An 18,963-nucleotide genomic window follows, 5' to 3' on the forward strand; every position below is an offset into this window, starting at 1 on the left:
GGGCTCCGCCCCGGACCCCGTGGGGTGCGATTTCGGGTGCGGGCCGGTGGGGGCTTGTCGCGCAGGTCCCCGCGCCCCTTTAAGGGGCGCGGGGAACTGCGCAGTCTTTTGGGGGTTCGGGGGCGAAGCCCCTGAGTCAGGGACGGGAATGGGTAGGGGCGGCGGGGGCGAGAAAACCCCAGGGTCAGGCCTCTGTCAGGCCCTCGATCAAGGAGTCCGCCGCCCGGTAGGGGTCCAGGTCGCCCGCGACGATCCGCTCGGCGAGGGCGCTGAGGCGGCGGTCACCATGGAGGTCGGCGATCCGGGCGCGAAGGGCCGTGACGGCGATCGTCTCGACCTCGCGGGAGGCGCGGGCGAGACGCCGCTCCGCGAGCACCCCCCGCTCCTCCATCCACGCCCGGTGCTTCTCCAGCGCCTCGACGACCTCGTCGATCCCTTCCTCCCGCGCAGCGACCGTCTTCACGATGGGCGGCCGCCAGTCCCCGGGCCGCCGCGACTCACCGAGCCCGAGCATGTGGTTCAGCTCACGGGCGGTGGCGTCGGCCCCGTCCCGGTCGGCCTTGTTGACCACGTACACGTCACCGATCTCCAGGATCCCCGCCTTGGCGGCCTGGATGCCGTCGCCCATGCCGGGAGCCAGCAGCACCACACTCGTGTCGGCCTGCGACGCGATCTCGACCTCGGACTGCCCGACCCCGACGGTCTCCACGAGGACCACGTCACAGCCCGCCGCGTCCAGCACCCGGATGGCCTGCGGGGCGGCCCAGGCGAGCCCGCCGAGGTGCCCCCGCGTCGCCATGGAGCGGATGTAGACACCGGGATCCGACGCGTGGTCCGACATCCGCACCCGGTCCCCCAGGAGCGCACCGCCCGAGAAGGGCGAGGACGGGTCGACGGCGAGGACACCGACCCGCCTGCCCTGTCGCCGGTAGGCGGTCACGAGCGCCGACGTGCACGTCGACTTGCCGACACCGGGCGAGCCCGTGAGCCCGACGACGTACGCGTTGCCGGCGAGCGGGGCCAGGGCGGCCATGACCTCGCGCAGCTGCGGGGACGCCCCCTCCACCAGGGAGATCAGCCGGGCCACGGCCCGCGGCCGGCCTTCCCTGGCCTGGGTCACCAGCGAGGCGACGTCCTGCATCACAGCTCCGTTCACGAAACGAGAAAACGCGTCAGACCTTGGGTACCCGCACGATCAGTGCGTCACCCTGCCCGCCGCCACCGCACAGCGCCGCCGCGCCCACACCGCCGCCCCGCCGCTTCAGTTCGAGGGCGAGGTGCAGTACGAGCCGGGCGCCGGACATGCCGATCGGGTGACCGAGGGCGATGGCGCCGCCGTTGACGTTCACCTTTTCCGTGGACACCCCGAGGTCCTTCATTGACTGGACCGCGACGGCGGCGAAGGCTTCGTTGATCTCGATCAGGTCAAGATCCTCGACGCCGATGCCCTCCTTCTTGAGGGCGTGCTGGATCGCGTTCGACGGCTGCGACTGCAAAGAGTTGTCGGGTCCCGCGACGTTTCCGTGGGCGCCGATCTCGGCGATCCACTCCAGTCCGAGCTCCAGCGCCTTGGCCTTGCTCATGACGACGACGGCGGCCGCCCCGTCGGAGATCTGCGAGGCCGAGCCGGCGGTGATCGTCCCGTCCTTCGCGAACGCGGGCCGCAGTTTGCCGAGCGACTCGGTCGTCGTCTCGCCGCGGATGCCCTCGTCCTTGCTGAAGACGACGGGCTCGCCCTTGCGCTGCGGAATCTCCACCGGAGTGATCTCGGCCTCGAAGAGGCCGTTCTTCTGCGCGGCGGCGGCCCGCTGGTGCGAGAGGGCCGAGAAGTCGTCCTGCTCGGGCCGCAGGATGCCCAGGCGTGTGTTGTGCTTCTCGGTCGACTCACCCATGGCGATGTTCTCGAAGGCGTCGGTCAGCCCGTCGTACGCCATGGCGTCGAGCATCTCGATCGCGCCGTACTTGTAGCCCTCCCGGGACTTCGGGAGCAGGTGGGGAGCGTTGGTCATGGACTCCTGACCACCGGCCACGATCACGTCGAACTCTCCGGCGCGGATCAGCTGGTCGGCGAGCGCGACGGCGTCGAGGCCCGAGAGACAGACCTTGTTGATCGTGAGCGCCGGGACGCTCATCGGGATGCCCGCCTTGACCGCGGCCTGGCGTGCCGGGATCTGCCCTGCCCCGGCCTGGAGCACCTGGCCCATGATCACGTACTGCACCTGGTCGCCGCCGATGCCCGCACGGTCGAGGGCGGCCTTGATCGCGAAACCACCGAGGTCGGCTCCGGAGAAGGACTTCAGAGAGCCGAGCAGCCGTCCCATCGGGGTGCGGGCACCCGCGACGATGACGGAGGTGGTGCTGTTCGTTCCAGACATGAGGAGCGATCCCCTTCCAGCTTGCACAGCTGAGGAGTGAACGAGGGTTTACTTGAAATGTACTGACCGGTACGCCACCCGTCATCCGGCGCGGTGTGTGATCGCGCGCACGTTGCGTAACCGCCCCGGGAGCGCTGCACTGACACCATGCTGACGCGAATCGACCACATCGGGATCGCCTGTTTCGACCTCGACAGGACTGTCGAGTTCTACCGTGCGACATACGGCTTCGAGGTCTTCCACACCGAGGTCAACGAGGAGCAGGGCGTGCGCGAGGCCATGCTCAAGATCAACGAGACGTCCGACGGGGGCGCCTCCTACATCCAGCTCCTGGAACCCACCCGTGAGGACTCCGCCGTCGGGAAGTGGCTGGCCAAGAACGGTGAGGGCGTGCACCACATCGCTTTCGGTACGGCGGATGTGGACGGGGACGCGGCCGCCATCGGCGACAAGGGCGTACGCGTGCTGTACGACGAGCCGCGCACGGGTTCGATGGGGTCGCGCATCACCTTTCTGCACCCGAAGGATTGCCATGGCGTCCTGACAGAACTGGTCACATCGGCGCCTGTTGAGTCACCTGAGCACTGACCCGCGTACATAAGGGCCGGTAGGGTTGGGGACGGCCGCCGCTTCCACGGGGCGGTCCGGGTCCTCATCGTCAGGATCCGAGGGCCGGGGTCCAGGTTTCGGGGGCGAGTGGCGGGGCAGCAGCGTCTGCTCCGCCGTTGATCTGACACCATTCCCCGGGGGCCCCGTTCGGCGGATGGACGGTGCTCGTTTGGAGAGACTTGCGACCAGGGGACGGATGGGACCGCGCAGTGCGGGGCTACGAACGCCAGGAGCGAGAGCCGGCGGCTGACGTCGACCACCTCTCTCGGTTCGAGGCCGAGATGGAGCGGCTGAAGACCGAGCGGGAGAAGGCCGTCCAGCACGCCGAGGACCTCGGCTATCAGGTCGAGGTGCTGCGCGCCAAGCTGCACGAGGCGCGCCGCAGTCTGGCGACCCGGCCTGCCTACGACAGCGCCGACATCGGCTATCAGGCCGAGCAGATGCTCCGTAATGCGCAGATCCAGGCCGACCAGCTCCGCCAGGACGCGGAGCGGGAGCTGAGCCAGGCCCGCGCGCAGACTCAGCGGATCCTCCAGGAGCACGCCGAGCAGGCCGCCCGCCTCCAGGCGGAGCTGCACCAGGAGGCGGTCACCCGTCGCCAGCAGCTCGACCAGGAGCTCTCCGAGCGCCGGCAGAGCGTCGAGTCGCACGTCAACGAGAACGTGGCGTGGGCCGAGCAGCTGCGCGCCCGCAGCGAGCAGCAGGCCCGCCGTCTTGTCGACGAGTCCCGTGGCGAGGCCGAGCAGTCCCTGGCCGCCGCCCGCGCGGAGGCCGAGCGGGTCGCCGCGGAGGCCCGTCAGCGGCTGCAGAGCGACGCGGAGCAGGCGCGCGCGGAGGCCGAGGCGCTGCTGCGCCGGGCCCGTACCGACGCCGAGCGGCTGCTGAACGCGGCGTCGACGCAGGCCCAGGAGGCCACCGACCACGCCGAGCAGCTGCGCAGTTCGACCGCCACCGAGTCGGACAGCGCGCGCCGTCAGGCCGGCGAGCTGAGCCGGGCCGCCGAGCAGCGCATCAGCGAGGCCGAGGCGGCGCTGCGCGAGGCGCGGGCCGAGGCGGAGAAGGTCCTCGCCGAGGCGAAGGAGGCCGCCGCCAAGGCGCTCTCCAGCGCGGAGTCGGCGAACGAGCAGCGCACGCGTACGGCGAAGGAGCAGGTCGCCCGGCTGGTCAGCGAGGCCACCAAGGAGGCCGAGTCCACCAAGACGGAGGCCGAGCAGGTCGTCACTGACGCCAAGGCGGCCGCTGAGAAGATCGTCGCGGAGGCCGAGGAGCACGCGCGCAGTCTCACCGCCGAGGAGACCGCCTCCCAGCTCGCCAAGGCGGCCCGTACGGCCGAGGACGTTCTGAACAAGGCGTCCGAGGAAGCCAAGTCGACCACCAAGGCCGCGTCCGAGGAGGCCGAGCGGATCCGCGCCGGCGCCGAGGCGGAGGCGGACCGGCTGCGTGCCGAGGCGCACGACATCGCCGAGCAGCTCAAGGGCACGGCGAAGGACGACACCAAGGAGTACCGCGCCAAGACGGTCGAGCTGCAGGAGGAGGCGCGCCGGCTGCGCGGCGACGCCGAGCAGCTGCGCGCGGACGCCAACGCCGAGGGCGAGCGGATCCGTTCCGAGGCCCGGCGCGAGGCCGTCCAGCAGATCGAGGAGGCGGCCAAGACCGCCGAGGAGCTGCTCGCCAAGGCGAAGGCCGACGCGGACGACCAGCGGTCGAACGCGACGACGGAGAGCCAGCGGGTCCGCACCGAGGCCATCGAGCGCGCCACGACGCTGCGCCGGCAGGCCGAGGAGACCCTGGAGCGCACCCGCGCGGAGGCCGAGCGGCACCGGGCGGAGGCCGTCGAGCAGTCCGAGGGCATCATCGCGGAGGCCGAGCGCGGCGCCCGCGAACTGCACGAGGACACCGAGCGGGCCATAGCGGCCCGTCAGGCCGAGGCCGCCGAGGGGCTGACCCGGCTGCACACGGAGGCCGAGGAGCGCCTCACCTCCGCCGAGCAGGCGCTGACCGACGCGCGCGCGGAGGGCGAGCGGATCCGCCGCGAGGCCGCCGAGGAGACCGACCGGCTGCGCGGCGAGGCCGCCGAGCGGATCCGTACGCTCCAGGCGCAGGCCGAGGCGGAGGCCGAGCGGCTGCGCGACGAGGCCGCTTCCGACGCGTCCGCCTCGCGTGCCGAGGGCGAGTCCATCGCCGTACGGCTGCGTTCGGAGGCCGCGGCGGAGGCCGAGCGGCTCAAGTCGGAGGCACAGGACACCGCGGACCGCGTACGGACGGAGGCGCAGGCCGCCGCCGAGCGGCTCGCCACGGAGGCCGCCGAGGCGCTGTCCGCCGCCCAGGAGGAGGCCGCCAGGCGCCGCCGCGAGGCCGAGGAGCTCCTCGGCGCCGCCCGGCAGGAGGCCGACCAGGAGCGGGAGCGGGCCCGCGAGCAGAGCGAGGAGCTGCTGGCCTCGGCGCGCAACCGCGTGGAGGAGGCCCAGACCGAGGCCGTACGGCTGGTCGAGGAGGCGGACCGCCGGGCGACCGAGATGGTGTCGGCCGCCGAGCAGACCGCGCAGCAGGTCCGGGACGCCGTCTCGGGGCTGCACGAGCAGGCCCAGGAGGAGATCACGGGCCTGCGCAGCGCCGCCGAGCACGCGGCGGAGCGCACACGCACGGAGGCACAGCAGGAGGCCGACCGGGTCCGCGCCGACGCGTACGCGGAGCGGGAGCGGGCCTCCGAGGACGGCAACCGCGTACGGCGCGAGGCGCACGCGGAGGCGGAGGCCGCCAAGTCCCTTGCGGAGCGCACGGTTTCGGAGGCGATCACCGAGTCCGAGCGGCTGCGCTCGGACGCCTCGGAGTTCGTCCAGCGGGCCCGTACGGAGGCGTCGGACGCCGTCGCCTCGGCCGAGCAGGACGCCTCACGGGCCCGGGCAGAGGCCCGCGAGGACGCCAACCGCATCCGGTCGGACGCGGCGACGCAGGCCGACACCCTCATCACCGAGGTGACGTCGGAGGCGGAGCGGCTCACGGCGGAGACCAACGCGGAGGCGGAGCGGGTCCGTGCCGAGTCCGTGGCGAAGGCCGAGAAGCTGATCTCGGACGCGACGGGCGACGCGGAGCGGCTGCGCGCCGAGGCGGCCGAGACGGTCGGTTCCGCGCAGCAGCACGCGGAGCGGGTCAGGTCGGTGGCGGAGCGCGTCAAGAACGAGGCGGCCGCCGAGGCCGACCGGCTCATGTCGAACGCCCGCGACGAGGCCGACGACACCCTGGACAAGGCGCGCAAGGAAGCCAACAAGCGGCGCTCCGAGGCGGCCGAGCAGGTCGACACGCTGATCACGGAGACGGCCTCCGAGGCCGACAAGCTGATCACGGAGGCCCAGCAGGCGGCGCACAAGACCACCGCGGACGCCGAGAGCCACGCCGACACGATGGTCGGCGCCGCCCGCAACGAAGCGGAGCGGCTGGTCTCCGAGGCGACCGTCGAGGGCAACTCGCTGGTGGAGCGGGCCCGGACGGACGCGGACGAGCTGCTGGTCGGCGCGCGCCGGGACGCCACCGCCATAAGAGAGCGGGCGGAGGAGCTGCGCGACCGGATCACCGGCGAGATCGAGGATCTGCACGACCGGGCCCGCCGGGAGTCCGCGGAGACGATGAAGGCGGCGGGCGACCGCTGTGACGCGCTCATCAAGGCCGCCGAGGACCAGCTGAGGGAAGCCGAGGCGAAGGCCAAGGACCTGGTGTCGGAGGCCAACTCCGAGGCGGGCAAGGTCCGGATCGCCGCCGTGAAGAAGGCGGAGGGGCTTCTCAAGGAGGCCGAGCAGAAGAAGGCCGCGCTCATCTCCGAGGCCGAGGCGATCAGATCCGAGGCGGTGCGCGAGGCACGGGCCGCGGTCGAGGAGGGCAAGCGCGAGCTGGAGGTGCTGGTCCGGCGCCGCGAGGACATCAATGCCGAGATCTCCCGTGTCCAGGACGTCCTTGAGGCGTTGGAGTCGTTTGAGGCCCCGTCGAGTGGCAAGGACGGTGGCGTCAAAGCTGCCGCTGCGGCCGGTGCGACTCGTTCGGGTGGCAAGCCGTCGGAGGGCTAGCCAAATGGCCAACTTCCGTGCTTGCCAGAGGCCTTCGGCATCGTCTCTGGCAAGCGGTCCGGCTGTTAGCCACCAAAAAGGGTGTCATTCTCCATATCAATCGGGCTACTGCTCGATGACACACCGTCTTGACCCCTAGGATTCCACCTATCACCTCACCGGTCTCATTCGACAGGAACCCCATGAGCGACACTTCCCCCTACGGCTTCGAGCTTGTGCGGCGTGGGTACGACCGCGCTCAGGTGGACGAACGCATTTCGAAGCTCGTCTCCGACCGTGACAGCGCTCTGGCCCGTATCACTGCTCTGGAAAAGCGCATCGAGGAGCTCCATCTCGAAACGCAGAACGCCCAGGCCCAGGTCAGCGACGCAGAGCCGTCGTACGCGGGTCTCGGCGCGCGCGTCGAGAAGATCCTCCGCCTCGCCGAGGAGGAGGCGAAGGACCTGCGCGAAGAGGCCCGTCGCGCGGCGGAACAGCACCGTGAGCTCGCCGAGTCGGCGGCTCAGCAGGTGCGTAACGACGCAGAATCGTTCGCTGCGGACCGCAAGTCCAAGGCGGAGGACGAGGGCGTCCGGATCGTCGAGAAGGCCAAGTCCGACGCTTCTCAGCTGCGTACCGAGGCTCAGAAGGACGCGCAGTCCAAGCGTGAGGAGGCGGACGCCCTCTTCGAGGAGACCCGTGCGAAGGCCGCTCAGGCCGCCGCCGACTTCGAGACGAACCTCGCCAAGCGCCGCGAACAGTCCGAGCGTGACCTGGCCTCGCGTCAGGCCAAGGCGGAGAAGCGTCTCGCGGAGATCGAGCACCGCGCGGAGCAGCTCCGCCTGGAGGCCGAGAAGCTGCGTACGGACGCGGAGCGTCGCGCCCGTCAGACGGTGGAGACGGCTCAGCGCCAGGCCGAGGACATCGTGGCCGACGCGAACGCCAAGGCGGACCGGATCCGTTCCGAATCCGAGCGGGAGCTGGCGGCTCTCACGAACCGTCGCGACTCGATCAACGCGCAGCTCACGAACGTTCGCGAGATGCTCGCCACGCTGACCGGTGCGGCGGTCGCTGCCGCGGGCTCTCCGGCCGAGGACGAGCCGATCTCTCGTGGGGTGCCGGCGCAGCAGACGCGGTAACCCTTGGGTACGCCCTTGGGTACGGGTCGTGGGTGAGCTGCAGGCCGGTTGTGGCTGGTCGCGCAGTTCCCCGCGCCCCTTCCGGGGCACACCTTCGAAGCCCCCTGCCTTTAAGTGGCAGGGGGCTTTGTCGCGTTTTAGCGTGGGTCCATGATCGAGCTCGAAGGGCTTACCAAGCGGTACGGCGAGAAAATGGCGGTGAATCATCTGACGTTCACCGTGCGGCCCGGGATCGTGACCGGGTTTCTGGGGCCGAACGGGGCCGGGAAGTCCACGACGATGCGGATGCTGCTCGGGCTCGACCGGCCGACCGCGGGTGATGTGCGGATCGACGGGCAGCACTACGACGGTCTCAAGGATCCGCTGAAGTACATCGGTGCCCTGCTCGACGCCAAGGCCATGCACGGCGGCCGCAGCGCCTTCAACCATCTCCTGTGCCTCGCGCAGAGCAATGGGATTCCGAGGGCGCGGGTGCATGAGGTCCTCGACACCGTCGGTCTCACGGCGGTGGCGAAGAAGAAGGCGAAGGGCTTCTCGCTCGGTATGGGGCAGCGGCTCGGTATCGCGGGCGCGCTGCTCGGCGACCCGCGGATCCTGATGTTCGACGAGCCGGTCAACGGGCTCGACCCCGAGGGCATCCACTGGATCCGCAACCTGATGAAGTCCCTGGCCGCCCAGGGCCGTACGGTCTTCGTCTCCTCGCATCTGATGAGCGAGATGGCGCTGACCGCCGACCACCTCGTCGTGATCGGCCAGGGCCGGCTGCTCGCCGACACCTCCATGGCCGACTTCATCCGGCAGAACTCACGGTCGTACGTACGGATCCGGTCGCCCCAGCGGGAGCGGCTGCTCGACGTGCTGCACGGGGCCGGGATCACCGTCGTCGAGTCCGGCGCCGAGGCACTCGAGGTGGACGGCACGAGGTCGGAGGACATCGGGGAGCTCGCGGCCCAGCACCAGATCGTGCTGCATGAGCTGAGCCCCCAACAGGCCTCGCTGGAAGAGGCGTTCATGCAGCTGACGGCGGAGTCGGTGGAGTACCACGCGCACTCCGACCCGGGGCTCGGCTCCGCCGCGCAGCCCGCTGCCGGGGCTGCCGTTCCGCTCGCCGGGCAGCAGGCGCCCCAGTGGGGCAACGACTGGAAGAAGGGCTAGTACATGGCCGCGACCCAGGTCGTCCGGTCCGAGTGGACCAAGATCCGGTCGGTGGCGTCCACGGTGTGGACGCTCAGTCTCGCCGCGGTGGTCACCGTCGCGCTCGGCGTGCTGATCTCGCTGCTGTCCAAGAACGAGTTCGACGACCTGAGCACGAAGGACCAGCTCTCCTTCGACCCGACGTTCATCAGCTTCGCCGGGATGAGCCTCGGTCAGCTGGCAATGATCGTGTTCGGCGTGCTGGTGGTCTCCAACGAGTACAGCACCGGAATGATCCGCACCTCGCTCGCCGCGGTACCGCAGCGCGGCACGTTCCTCTTCAGCAAGATCGCGGTGGCGACCGGGCTCGCCTTCGTCGTCGCCCTCGCCACCAGCTTCGTCGCCTTCTTCCTCGGCCAGGCGATGCTGGGCTCGCACCGGGCGTCGATCGGCGACCCGGGTGTGCTGCGCGCGGTCATCGGCGGCGGCCTCTACATGACCCTCATCGCCCTCTTCTCGATGGGCGTCGCCACGATGCTGCGCAGCCCGATGCTCTCCCTAGGCATCCTGATGCCCTTCTTCTTCCTGATCTCCGCCATCCTCGGCAACGTCGACGCCACCAAGAAGGTCGGCCAGTATCTCCCGGACCAGGCGGGCAGCAAAATCATGCAGGTCGTCACCCCGATCGACGACGACGTGCCGTACGGCCCCTGGGGCGGCCTGGGAATCATGGTCCTGTGGGTCGTGGTGGCGGTGGCGGGCGGATACGTGCTGCTGAAGAAGAGGGACGCCTAGGGTTGCTGCCGAAGAAGCGGGACGCCCAGGGCTCACGATTTTGCTCAGCTTTGGGGGGAACCGTCAGCGCCCGGCTATCCTCCTAAGCCTTACGGGGGCGTGCGCCCCGACGTCCTGAACCTTTCGATGGGTGCGGAGAATGATCGAGGCAGTCGGCCTGACGAAGCGCTACGGCGACAAGACAGCCGTGTACAACCTTTCCTTCCAGGTAAGGCCGGGTTCCGTCACCGGCTTCCTCGGGCCCAACGGGTCGGGCAAGTCGACGACCATGCGCATGATCCTCGGGCTCGACAACCCCAGCTCCGGTCAGGTCACGATCGGCGGCTACCCCTACCGCAAGCTGCCCAACGCCCCCCGCCAGGTCGGCGCGCTCCTCGACGCCAAGGCCGTGCACGGTGGCCGGCACGCCCGCAACCACCTCCTGTGCCTCGCCCAGCTGTCCGGCATCCCGGCCCGCCGGGTGGACGAGGTGCTGGGCGTCGTCGGCCTCCAGGACGTGGCGCGAAAGCGCTCCAAGGGCTTCTCGCTCGGCATGGGCCAGCGGCTGGGAATCGCCGCCGCGCTCCTCGGCGACCCCCAGGTGCTGCTCTTCGACGAGCCGGTCAACGGCCTCGACCCCGAGGGCATCCTCTGGGTGCGGAACCTGATGAAGTCGCTGGCCGCGGAGGGCCGGACCGTCTTCGTCTCCTCGCACCTCATGAGCGAGATGGCGCTCACGGCCGACCACCTCATCGTGATCGGCCGCGGTCAGCTGCTCGCCGACATGAGCGTCCGCGACTTCATCTCGCACAACTCCGCCGACTTCGCGCGCGTACGCACGCCCGACACCGAGCCCCAGCAGCGCGAGAAGCTGACGGCCGCGCTGACCGAGGCGGGCGGCCAGGTGCTGCCCGAGCAGGACGGCGCTCTGCGTGTCATGGGCCTGCCGCTCCCCCGCATCAGCGACCTCGCGCACAGCTCCGACGTCCGCCTGTGGGAGCTCTCCCCGCACCAGGCCTCGCTGGAGGAGGCGTACATGCGGATGACGCAGGGCGCCGTCGACTACCGCTCCACCGTCGACCAGCGCGCGGGCCTCCAGCAGGAGCTGCCGCCGGGCGCGATGCCGCCTCCGCAGATGCCGGTGCCGGGTCAGGGCCAGCCGGGCTGGTACGCCCCGCCGCCGCCCCAGCAGGGCGGCCAGCCGTTCGCGATGCCGCAGGCGCAGCCGCCCGCAGCGGCGCCCGCGGGCCCGTACGGTGCCCCGGCCGCGCCCGGAGCCGGAGAGCCCAACCCCTACGCCCAGCCCGCCGGCACCGCGCCCGCGGCCGCCGCTCCCGTACAGCCCGCCCAGCCCGCCCCCGCGCAGCCCTCCTCCGCCGCGCCCGACCTGAGCAAGCCCGAGGACGCCCGATGAGCACGCCCCAGCACCAGATGCAGCAGCAGGCCGCCCCTGCCCCGAACTGGCAGGGCGCGCCCGGGACTTCGTACACCTCGCCGATTCCGATCACGCGTACGCACCTCGGTCACGCGCTCGCCTCCGAGTGGACGAAGATCAAGTCGGTGCGCTCCACGATGTGGACGCTCGGTGTCTTCGTGCTGCTGGTCGTCGGCATCGGTTTCCTGGTCGCCGCACAGACCACCAACGAGGACTTCGCGGACGTCCCGTACACGATCCCCGCGTTCTTCGGCCTGATCCTCGGCCAGATCTGCCTGATCACGCTGGGCGTGCTGGTGGTCTCGTCGGAGTACGGCACGGGCATGATCCGTACGACGTTCACGGCGTCGCCCCAGCGCCACCGGGTGCTCACCGCCAAGCTGATGATCTTCTTCGTCGTCGCGTTCGTCGTGTCGGGCCTCTCCATCGGCGTGGTCGGCCTGATCACGTCGGGCATGCACGGCGGGGCGTCGGACAACGAGTGGGGCGGCACCGTCCTGTTGGGCGCGCTGTACGTGTCGCTGCTCGGCGTGCTCGCGCTCGCCGTGGGCTCGATGCTGCGGCACTCCGCCGGCGCGATCACCACGATGCTCGGTGTGGTGCTGGTGCCCGCGATCCTGCCCGCGTTCCTGCTGATGTCCGAGAGCATGCGGACGATCGGCGAGAAGATGCTGGACTACAACGCCCCGAACGCGCTCGCCCGGATCTTCCAGCTCGAATCCGACAACGGGAACGGCAGTTCCCAGCTCCTCCTCCTCGTGGGCGTGACCGCGGCGGCGATCGCCGGGGCCTACGCACTGCTGGAGAAGCGGGACGTCTAGGACATAGACGACCTACGCAAAATCGTTCGAAGGTCTAGAACCTCGGAGCGTTCCGGGACCGCTGCACCCGTGTGGTGCGGCGGTCCTTCGCGTTCCAGCACGCCTTGTGCCAGTGCCGCCGCTCGTCCACTCCGGAGTGCTCGGGCCAGGCCACCACGTGCGGAAGGCCGGAGGGAATCTGCTGGTCGCAGCCGGGACAGCGATACGTCTTGCCCTGGGCACTCGCGCCCGCCACGTGCCGCACGCTCCACGCCTCGCCCTGCCAGCTCTCCGTCGACTGCCACCCGCCGTAACGGTCGGACGGGTCCGATCCGTCCGGGGACTGGCTCCGGCCGGAGTCACCGGCACCCTTGGGACGGTTGCGACGCGGGGACACAGGACACCTCACGGAGCTATACAGGGAGCACGGGCTGTGTCCAGCCTACGCGGAGCACCCAGGGGTACGCGTACGTCACCAACCCCCACAGATCCCCCGCACGGCCGGCTCATTCTGCAGACAATCCGCCAATCTCCTCACCAAGCCGTGTCCTTGGCACGTGTCAGACGGTTATGCGAGGTGGGGGAGCCGCGTCGGCACAAGGAGGCAGGAGTGCGATGCGCGTAGGAAGTTTTGTACTGGCGGCCCAGTTCCCGGGCCAGGGCCAGGGGGAGGCACTGCACCGCGCGGTGCGGTCCGCCGAGGTCGCCGAGGAGGCGGGGCTCGACGCCGTATGGCTGGCCGAGCACCACTTCGTGCCGTACGGGACGTGCCCGTCGGCCATCACGCTCGCCGCGTTACTGCTCGGCCGCACCCGGCGGATCCGGGTCGGCACGGCGGTCAGCGTGCTGCCCACCGTGCACCCCGTGGCGCTCGGCGAGCAGGCCGCGCTGCTGCATGTGACGTCCGGCGGGCGCTTCTCGCTCGGACTGGGGCGCGGCGGACCGTGGGTGGACCTGGAGGTCTTCGGGACGGGCCTCGACGCATACGAGAAGGGGTTCCCGGAATCACTCGATCTGCTGGTGCGGTGGCTGCGTGAGCCGTCCGTCGCGGGCGGTTCGGAGCGCTTCGACTTCCGTGAAGTCCCAGTCGTGCCAAGGCCGTCGGAGGCCCTGACGGGCGGCGAGAGCCCCGAGGTCGTCGTCGCCTGCACCTCACCGGCGAGCGTCAAACTGGCCGCCGAGCGCGGGCTGCCGATGCTCCTCGGGATGCATGTGGGCGACGAGGAGAAGGCGGAGATGGTCACGCTGTGGCGCACGCACGCGCGCGACGCGGGGTACTCACCGGACGAGATCGCGGACGCGGCCCATGTCTCGGCCGGCATCGCCCAGGTCGCGGACCGGCGCACGGACGCGGTCGAGATGCTCCTGAAGGCCATGCCGGGCTGGCTGAAGCAGGGTCTCGACGCGCATGTGACCGTGGACGGCCGGGCCCGCTCGATGCGGGATCCGGTGGCCTACACCGAACTGCTCTGCGGTCTGCACCCGGTGGGCACGCCCCGCCTGTGCGCCGACCGCCTCGCGGCGACCTCGGAGCGCACGGGGATCACGCGCTTCGCGCTGCTCACGGAGGGCTCGGGCGACCTGGCGGCGACCGAGGAGAACGTACGGCGACTGGGGGGCGAGGTGCTGCCGCGGCTGCGCTGAGCGGGGCCCCACCCGGGCCGAACCGAACAGAACCGCGTCCCGGCCAAGCCGGGATGCGACCGGGCCGAGCCTGGAGGCGTCCGAACGGAACCGGGGTGCGGCCGGGTCGAACCGGCGTGTATCCAGGCCGAACCTGGGTGCGGCCTGGGCGAGTCGGGTCGTGTCCGGACGGAACCGGGGGCGGTTGCGGGCCGAACCGACGTGGGTTCGGGCCGAGCCCGAGTGCGTCCGGGCCTAACTGGCGGATCCCTGAAGGGGGTTGGGCCGCGTTCGGTCGCAACCGGTCCGTATCCGACCGGAACAGACCCCTGTCCGGGCGGAAGCGACCCATGTCCGGGCCCAACCGGTGTGCGCCGCAGGGAGCTTGCCGCCCCAGTACAAAAGCACCTCCCGCGTACGGAGCGGCAAGCCGTGCGGCATCACCGCCTCAGCAGTCCCGGAACTCCGGCGACTGGTTCAGCAGCTGACTGCGCACCGAGGTGAAACGGGTCAAGGTGTCGTCCACCGAGCCGTCCAGCGGGAACACCGCCACACGGTGGCAGTTCTGGAAGGCCAGGCGCACCCCGAAGTGCCGCTGCAGCGCACCGCGTATCGCGTCACTCGCGAGCGCACGCAGCAGCTGGCCGCGCGCCTGCTCGTCCGGCGGAGGCGTCTGGTTGTCGGCGAAGTTGCCGCCGTCCACCTTCAGCTGAGCCACCAGGGAGCTGATCATCTCCCATGCGTAAGGCAGGGAAATCCGGACGCAGTCGACGAATTCCGCTTCGTCGACCTCGCCTCGCTCGGCCTTTTCGAGTAGGGCCGGTGAGACGTCCAGCGACATGGGTTCTCCTCTCGCACCCCCTCGGCAGAGGGGGTTGACGGACAGGGAAGGAGAGCGCGACGCCGAACACGCTGAGTACACGCGTCGCGACCTCCCGTTTATACGGTAGGCAACTGTTCGTGGCCGCACCAGGACATTGAGAAACCGGAGGAGACTCAACCTGCTCACAACCAGCCACTTTCGAACAGGGCTTATCCGGGGAAACAGGGGCGACAGGAAAGTCTCCGGTCGAGCGGACTCATGGGCGGATCGCGCCGACCCGTGCCGGTCGAGTAGCGTTGCCGACCATGCGTCTCGTCATTGCCCGCTGCTCCGTTGACTACGCGGGCCGGCTCACCGCCCATCTCCCGTCGGCCCCCCGTCTGATCCTTGTGAAGGCCGACGGCAGTGTCTCGATCCATGCGGACGACAGGGCCTACAAGCCCCTCAACTGGATGTCGCCGCCCTGCACGCTGAAGGAGGGTTCGGGGGACGACGAGGGTGTCTGGACCGTCATCAACAAGGCGGGCGAGAAGCTCATCATCACGATGGAGGAGGTCCTCCACGACTCCTCGCACGAACTCGGCGTGGACCCCGGCCTGATCAAGGACGGCGTGGAGGCGCACCTCCAGGAGCTCCTCGCCGACCGCATCGACACCCTCGGCGAGGGCTACTCGCTGATCCGCCGCGAGTACATGACGGCCATCGGCCCGGTCGACATCCTGTGCCGTGACGGCGAGGGCCGGACCGTCGCCGTGGAGATCAAGCGGCGCGGCGAGATCGACGGCGTGGAGCAACTCACGCGCTATCTGGAGCTGTTGAACCGCGACCCGCACCTCGCGCCGGTCCGCGGCATCTTCGCGGCCCAGGAGATCAAGCCCCAGGCCCGCGTCCTCGCCACCGACCGGGGCATCGGCTGCGCGGTCCTCGACTACAACGCACTGCGCGGCATCGAGGACGACAAGCTGCGGCTGTTCTGACGGCCACGAGGTTCTTCCGTACGGCATGACAGTGGGCCGGGTCCTGTGTGGAGGACCCGGCCCACTGTCATGCCGTGCCGTGCCGTACCCCGGGTGTCGTACCCCGGGTGTCAGATCGTCGGCGAGCCGCCGTCCGCCGGGCTGCTCGCGGCGCTGCTGCTCTCGGCCGGGCTGGAGGCCGGGCCGCTGGCCGAGTCGGAGGTCTCCGGCGTGGTCGTCGGAGAATCGCTCGGCTCACCGCTCGGCTCGGTCTCGGTCGGTGTCGGAGTCGGACTCGTCGACGGCGTCGGACTGGTCGGCGGCTTCGGCGAGGTCGGCGGCTTGGTCGAGGACGGCGGCTTCGTGCTGGGCTTGTTCGTGCTCGGGTCCTTCGACCCGGTCGGGTCGTCCGAGGGCTCCGTGCTCGAAGGCGGGGCCGGGTCGTCCGAGGTTCCGATGATCCCGTCGTCGCCCGGGTCGGTGGGACGGCTCGTCGAGTCCGCGTCGCCGCCCTTGTTCGGCCGGTCCGCGCCGAGTCCGTCGCCCTCGTCGCCCGCGCTGGCCGACGGGTTGGGTCCGACCCGCTCCGAGGGGATGTTGTCGTCCGGGTTGGAGGTCGCGCCGAGCGTCACCACCGTGCCGAGCACGGCGGCGAGGAGCGCGCCCGCGCCCGCCGCCGCGAGGTTGCGCCGGGTGCCGTTGACCAGGCCCTTGACGCGGCCCGGCTTGGCCGCGGAGGCGGAACCGCCGCGGGTGATGACCGTCGCGGGCTCCCCCGGCTGCTGGAGCGAGGGGACCGGAGTGAATCCGGACGGCACGCCGCCGGGCGGCGACGCCGACTCCTCGTACCGCGCGTCGGGCACCTCCTCGCCCGCCGTCGAACCGATCCCGATGGGCGGTGTGGTGCCGGTGCGGTCCGCCACCAGGGCGAGGGCGCGGCGGCCGGCGACGGTGCCGCGCTTCTCGGCGAGGGCGCCGCGCAGCCCGATGGACGCCTCCAACTCGGCACGGGCCCGGTCGAACTCCCCGGCGCAGAGCGCGAGGATGCCCAGCTCGTGGTGGAAATAGGCCTGATCCGAGACCTCGCCTGACAGCCTGGCCGCCTCGGCGCCCGAGCGCAGCGCACGCTCCCAGGCGCTCCAGTGCAGCCCCGCGGCGAACGCGGGCGCGGCCGTGCGCGCCAGCCGTACGGCGGTGGCGCTCTCCTCGTCCTCGGCCGGCGGCTCCGTGAGCGGCGCCAGGGCGGTCAGCGCGGCGAGCACGGCGTCCGCCTCGGCGGCGACCCGCTCCGGGCTGACCGACGGGTGCCCCGCCCACCAGGCGTAGTGCTCGGCGGCGGCGCGCGCCTGCTCCTCGGCGTCGGAGGCGTACCCGACGGCCTCCAGCTGGGTCTGTACGCCGGCCGCGAGCCGGTAGTGCGAGCCGACCGGTGTGACGAGCGCGCAGCCGACGAGCTCGGCGAGCGCGGCGTCCGCGTGCGTGTCCCCCACCAGGGCGGGCAGATGCGCCTGGTGCGGCACCTCGCCGCCCAGCGCGACGGCGAAGCGCAGCGTGGCGCGCGCCGACTCGCTGAGCCGGGTCGCGAGCAGCGCGGCCGGGGCGGCGCCCTCGGCGAGCGACGGCAGCGGTACGTCGTGGCCGTCCTCGGCGTCGAAGGGCGCGTCCACGGGCGCGTCCTCGTAGTAGCCGAACTCGTCGAAGGCGTTCGGGTCGGCGCGCAGCTGGTCGCGCTGCCGCAGCAGCGCACCGGCCTGCACGAAGCGCAGCGGCAGCCCCTCGGACTCGAACCAGAGGTCGCCCGCCCAGTTCGCCTCGTCCTCGGTGAGGACGCGGCCGACAGCACGCTCCAGCAGTTCGAGACCGCCGCCGCGGCCCAGGCCGCCGAGGAAGACCTCTTCGAGGAGCGAGTCGGTCGACGGCGCGGGAATGTCGGGTGTCGCGGAGATCAGGAAGGCGCACTCGGGGGTCGCGTCGAGCAGTTCGTCGAGCGCGGTACCGCCGAAGTCCACGTCGTCCAGGACGACGACCGCGCCGATCTCGTGGACGAGGGCGAGCAGTTCCTCCCGCTCCGGCCGGTGCAGCGGAGCGTTGAAGACGGCGGCGAAGAGGTCGTGCAGGAGATCGTCCGGGGTACGGCGGTGGCCGCTGAGGCGCACCACGCCGTCCGGAGCGAGGTCCGCGCAGTCGTCGGCGACGGCGTCCAGGAGCACGGTGCGGCCCGAACCCGAGGGCCCGGTGAGCCGCACGGAGCGCCCGCGCGCGAGCAGGCGCACAAGCCGCTCACGCTCCTCCTGCCGCTCCAGGAGCGGCAGTCTGGGCAGCGAGGCCCCGGGTGGTACGGGAGGTCGCGTCGAGCGGGCCAGCTCGGCCCGGTCGGTGGCGCCGAACTTCGTGGGCCGCGGCGGCCGCTCGCCCGGTGGGCAGAGCTCGATCTCGCTGCCGTCGACGGGATTGACGGTGAGCAGATTTTCGCCCGACACGAGTTGGACGGTGCGGGCCAGTGCTGGCGTGTGCTGACCGAAGTCGGACGTCAGAGGATCGCGCGGCGGGCGCTGTCGCGGCGCCGAGCCGTCGTCGTCGTGGCCGTACTCTTCGGGTCCCCGGTTCATCGGGTCCATAGGTCCAAGCCCCCCAAAAGCGTGGTGTGCCGAGCCCCTCCCGGCCTTGCTGCACACTGCGCTGTCGCTTCTGGTCCGGTGCCCGCTCACGGGTTCGTCAAGACGCGGGCAGCCGAACCCTAAACCTTCGCACAGTATCTACGAACACACGGGGTACCGCGCCGTCCGAGACGTCACAGCTTCGTGAGGATTGTGCGCGACATACGTTTCGTACGATCGCTTCCTACCCGATCTTCGCCGTTTGCGACAGTGACGCCGGGTCACATCCGGGGGCGACGGGAGGTCACGTCCGGGAGGGGCGCGGAGTCACACCCGGGGCAACGACTCGACGCCGATGCCGCCCTCGATCGCCAGGATCCGGTGGAGCCGGGTGGCCACCAGCAGTCGCTGCATCTGCGGCGGGACGCCGCGCAGCACAAGCCTCCGGCCGCACCGCCCCGCCCGCCGGTGGGCCCCCATGATGACACCGAGCCCGGTGGCGTCCCAGGAGTCCAGCTCTGACAGGTCGAGCACCAGGTCGCCGACGCCGTCGTCGACTGCCGAGTGCAGGACCGTACGGGCGTCCGCCGCGCTGCGGACGTCGAGGCGGCCCCCGACGACCAGCTCGGCGTGGTCGCCCCTGATGTACATATGCGCTCCC

15 protein-coding genes are annotated in these 18,963 nt (G+C 71.0%); 9 read left to right on the plus strand and 6 right to left on the minus strand.

The genetic code is table 11. From position 1 onward, the window contains the following. Positions 1-184: 184 nt before the first annotated feature. On the minus strand, positions 185-1,141 hold the full coding sequence (gene meaB, locus ACFWXQ_RS32830; RefSeq protein WP_383952508.1) for a methylmalonyl Co-A mutase-associated GTPase MeaB: 957 nt from the start codon (positions 1,139-1,141) through the stop codon (positions 185-187). Positions 1,142-1,172: 31 nt separating this feature from the next. Further along, positions 1,173-2,375, minus strand: a complete 1,203-nt coding sequence (locus tag ACFWXQ_RS32835; RefSeq protein WP_383952506.1) for an acetyl-CoA C-acetyltransferase — start codon at positions 2,373-2,375, stop codon at positions 1,173-1,175. 147 nt (positions 2,376-2,522) lie between these two features. Here ACFWXQ_RS32835 and mce point away from each other — a divergent pair, with 147 nt between their 5' ends. The 7 genes from mce to ACFWXQ_RS32870 all read left to right on the plus strand — a co-directional run bounded on the left by mce (position 2,523) and on the right by ACFWXQ_RS32870 (position 12,324). Continuing rightward, the gene (gene mce, locus ACFWXQ_RS32840) at positions 2,523-2,963 is read left to right on the plus strand and encodes a methylmalonyl-CoA epimerase (protein ID WP_383952504.1); all 441 of its coding nucleotides are present in this window, start codon (positions 2,523-2,525) and stop codon (positions 2,961-2,963) included. A gap of 230 nt (positions 2,964-3,193) precedes the next feature. Continuing rightward, positions 3,194-7,042, plus strand: coding sequence for a polarized growth protein Scy (gene scy, locus ACFWXQ_RS32845; RefSeq protein ID WP_383952502.1), 3,849 nt, complete (start codon positions 3,194-3,196; stop codon positions 7,040-7,042). Positions 7,043-7,224: 182 nt separating this feature from the next. Further along, positions 7,225-8,160, plus strand: a complete 936-nt coding sequence (locus ACFWXQ_RS32850) for a cellulose-binding protein (RefSeq protein WP_361068879.1) — start codon at positions 7,225-7,227, stop codon at positions 8,158-8,160. 150 nt (positions 8,161-8,310) lie between these two features. Continuing rightward, entirely contained in the window at positions 8,311-9,315 is a 1,005-nt protein-coding gene (locus ACFWXQ_RS32855; protein ID WP_383952499.1) for an ABC transporter ATP-binding protein, read from the plus strand. Positions 9,316-9,318: 3 nt separating this feature from the next. Then, the gene (locus ACFWXQ_RS32860; RefSeq protein WP_383952497.1) at positions 9,319-10,089 is read left to right on the plus strand and encodes an ABC transporter permease; all 771 of its coding nucleotides are present in this window, start codon (positions 9,319-9,321) and stop codon (positions 10,087-10,089) included. A 139-nt stretch (positions 10,090-10,228) separates the two neighbouring features. Continuing rightward, on the plus strand, positions 10,229-11,482 hold the full coding sequence (locus tag ACFWXQ_RS32865) for an ABC transporter ATP-binding protein (protein WP_383952495.1): 1,254 nt from the start codon (positions 10,229-10,231) through the stop codon (positions 11,480-11,482). After that, the gene (locus tag ACFWXQ_RS32870; RefSeq protein ID WP_383952493.1) at positions 11,479-12,324 is read left to right on the plus strand and encodes an ABC transporter permease; all 846 of its coding nucleotides are present in this window, start codon (positions 11,479-11,481) and stop codon (positions 12,322-12,324) included. Before ACFWXQ_RS32865 ends, ACFWXQ_RS32870 begins: the two co-directional genes overlap by 4 nt. A 34-nt stretch (positions 12,325-12,358) precedes the next feature. On the opposite strand, the gene ACFWXQ_RS32875 is transcribed toward ACFWXQ_RS32870, so the two are convergent. Further along, positions 12,359-12,700 (minus strand): ATP/GTP-binding protein, encoded by a 342-nt coding sequence (locus ACFWXQ_RS32875; RefSeq protein ID WP_383952491.1) that lies wholly within the window; start codon positions 12,698-12,700, stop codon positions 12,359-12,361. A 218-nt stretch (positions 12,701-12,918) separates the two neighbouring features. Here ACFWXQ_RS32875 and ACFWXQ_RS32880 point away from each other — a divergent pair, with 218 nt between their 5' ends. Further along, entirely contained in the window at positions 12,919-13,947 is a 1,029-nt protein-coding gene (locus tag ACFWXQ_RS32880; RefSeq protein ID WP_383952489.1) for an LLM class flavin-dependent oxidoreductase, read from the plus strand. Between the two features lie 427 nt (positions 13,948-14,374). Here the strand turns inward: ACFWXQ_RS32880 and ACFWXQ_RS32885 are convergent, their stop codons facing one another. Then, complete coding sequence (locus ACFWXQ_RS32885; RefSeq protein ID WP_055617795.1) at positions 14,375-14,767, minus strand: SCO5389 family protein; 393 nt, start codon at positions 14,765-14,767, stop codon at positions 14,375-14,377. A gap of 287 nt (positions 14,768-15,054) precedes the next feature. Between ACFWXQ_RS32885 and nucS the strand changes: the two genes are divergently transcribed. Then, on the plus strand, positions 15,055-15,726 hold the full coding sequence (gene nucS, locus ACFWXQ_RS32890; RefSeq protein WP_200395827.1) for an endonuclease NucS: 672 nt from the start codon (positions 15,055-15,057) through the stop codon (positions 15,724-15,726). A gap of 110 nt (positions 15,727-15,836) precedes the next feature. On the opposite strand, the gene ACFWXQ_RS32895 is transcribed toward nucS, so the two are convergent. Together ACFWXQ_RS32895 and ACFWXQ_RS32900 are read right to left on the minus strand one after the other, a co-directional pair. Continuing rightward, positions 15,837-18,323 (minus strand): ATP-binding protein, encoded by a 2,487-nt coding sequence (locus ACFWXQ_RS32895; protein ID WP_383947326.1) that lies wholly within the window; start codon positions 18,321-18,323, stop codon positions 15,837-15,839. Between the two features lie 306 nt (positions 18,324-18,629). Next, positions 18,630-18,953: an STAS domain-containing protein gene (locus tag ACFWXQ_RS32900; RefSeq protein ID WP_030672301.1), complete on the minus strand. Its 324-nt coding sequence runs from the start codon at positions 18,951-18,953 to the stop codon at positions 18,630-18,632. Positions 18,954-18,963 lie beyond the last annotated feature (10 nt).

This window comes from Streptomyces sp. NPDC058697 (assembly GCF_042715345.1).
GTDB lineage: Bacteria > Actinomycetota > Actinomycetes > Streptomycetales > Streptomycetaceae > Streptomyces > Streptomyces liliifuscus.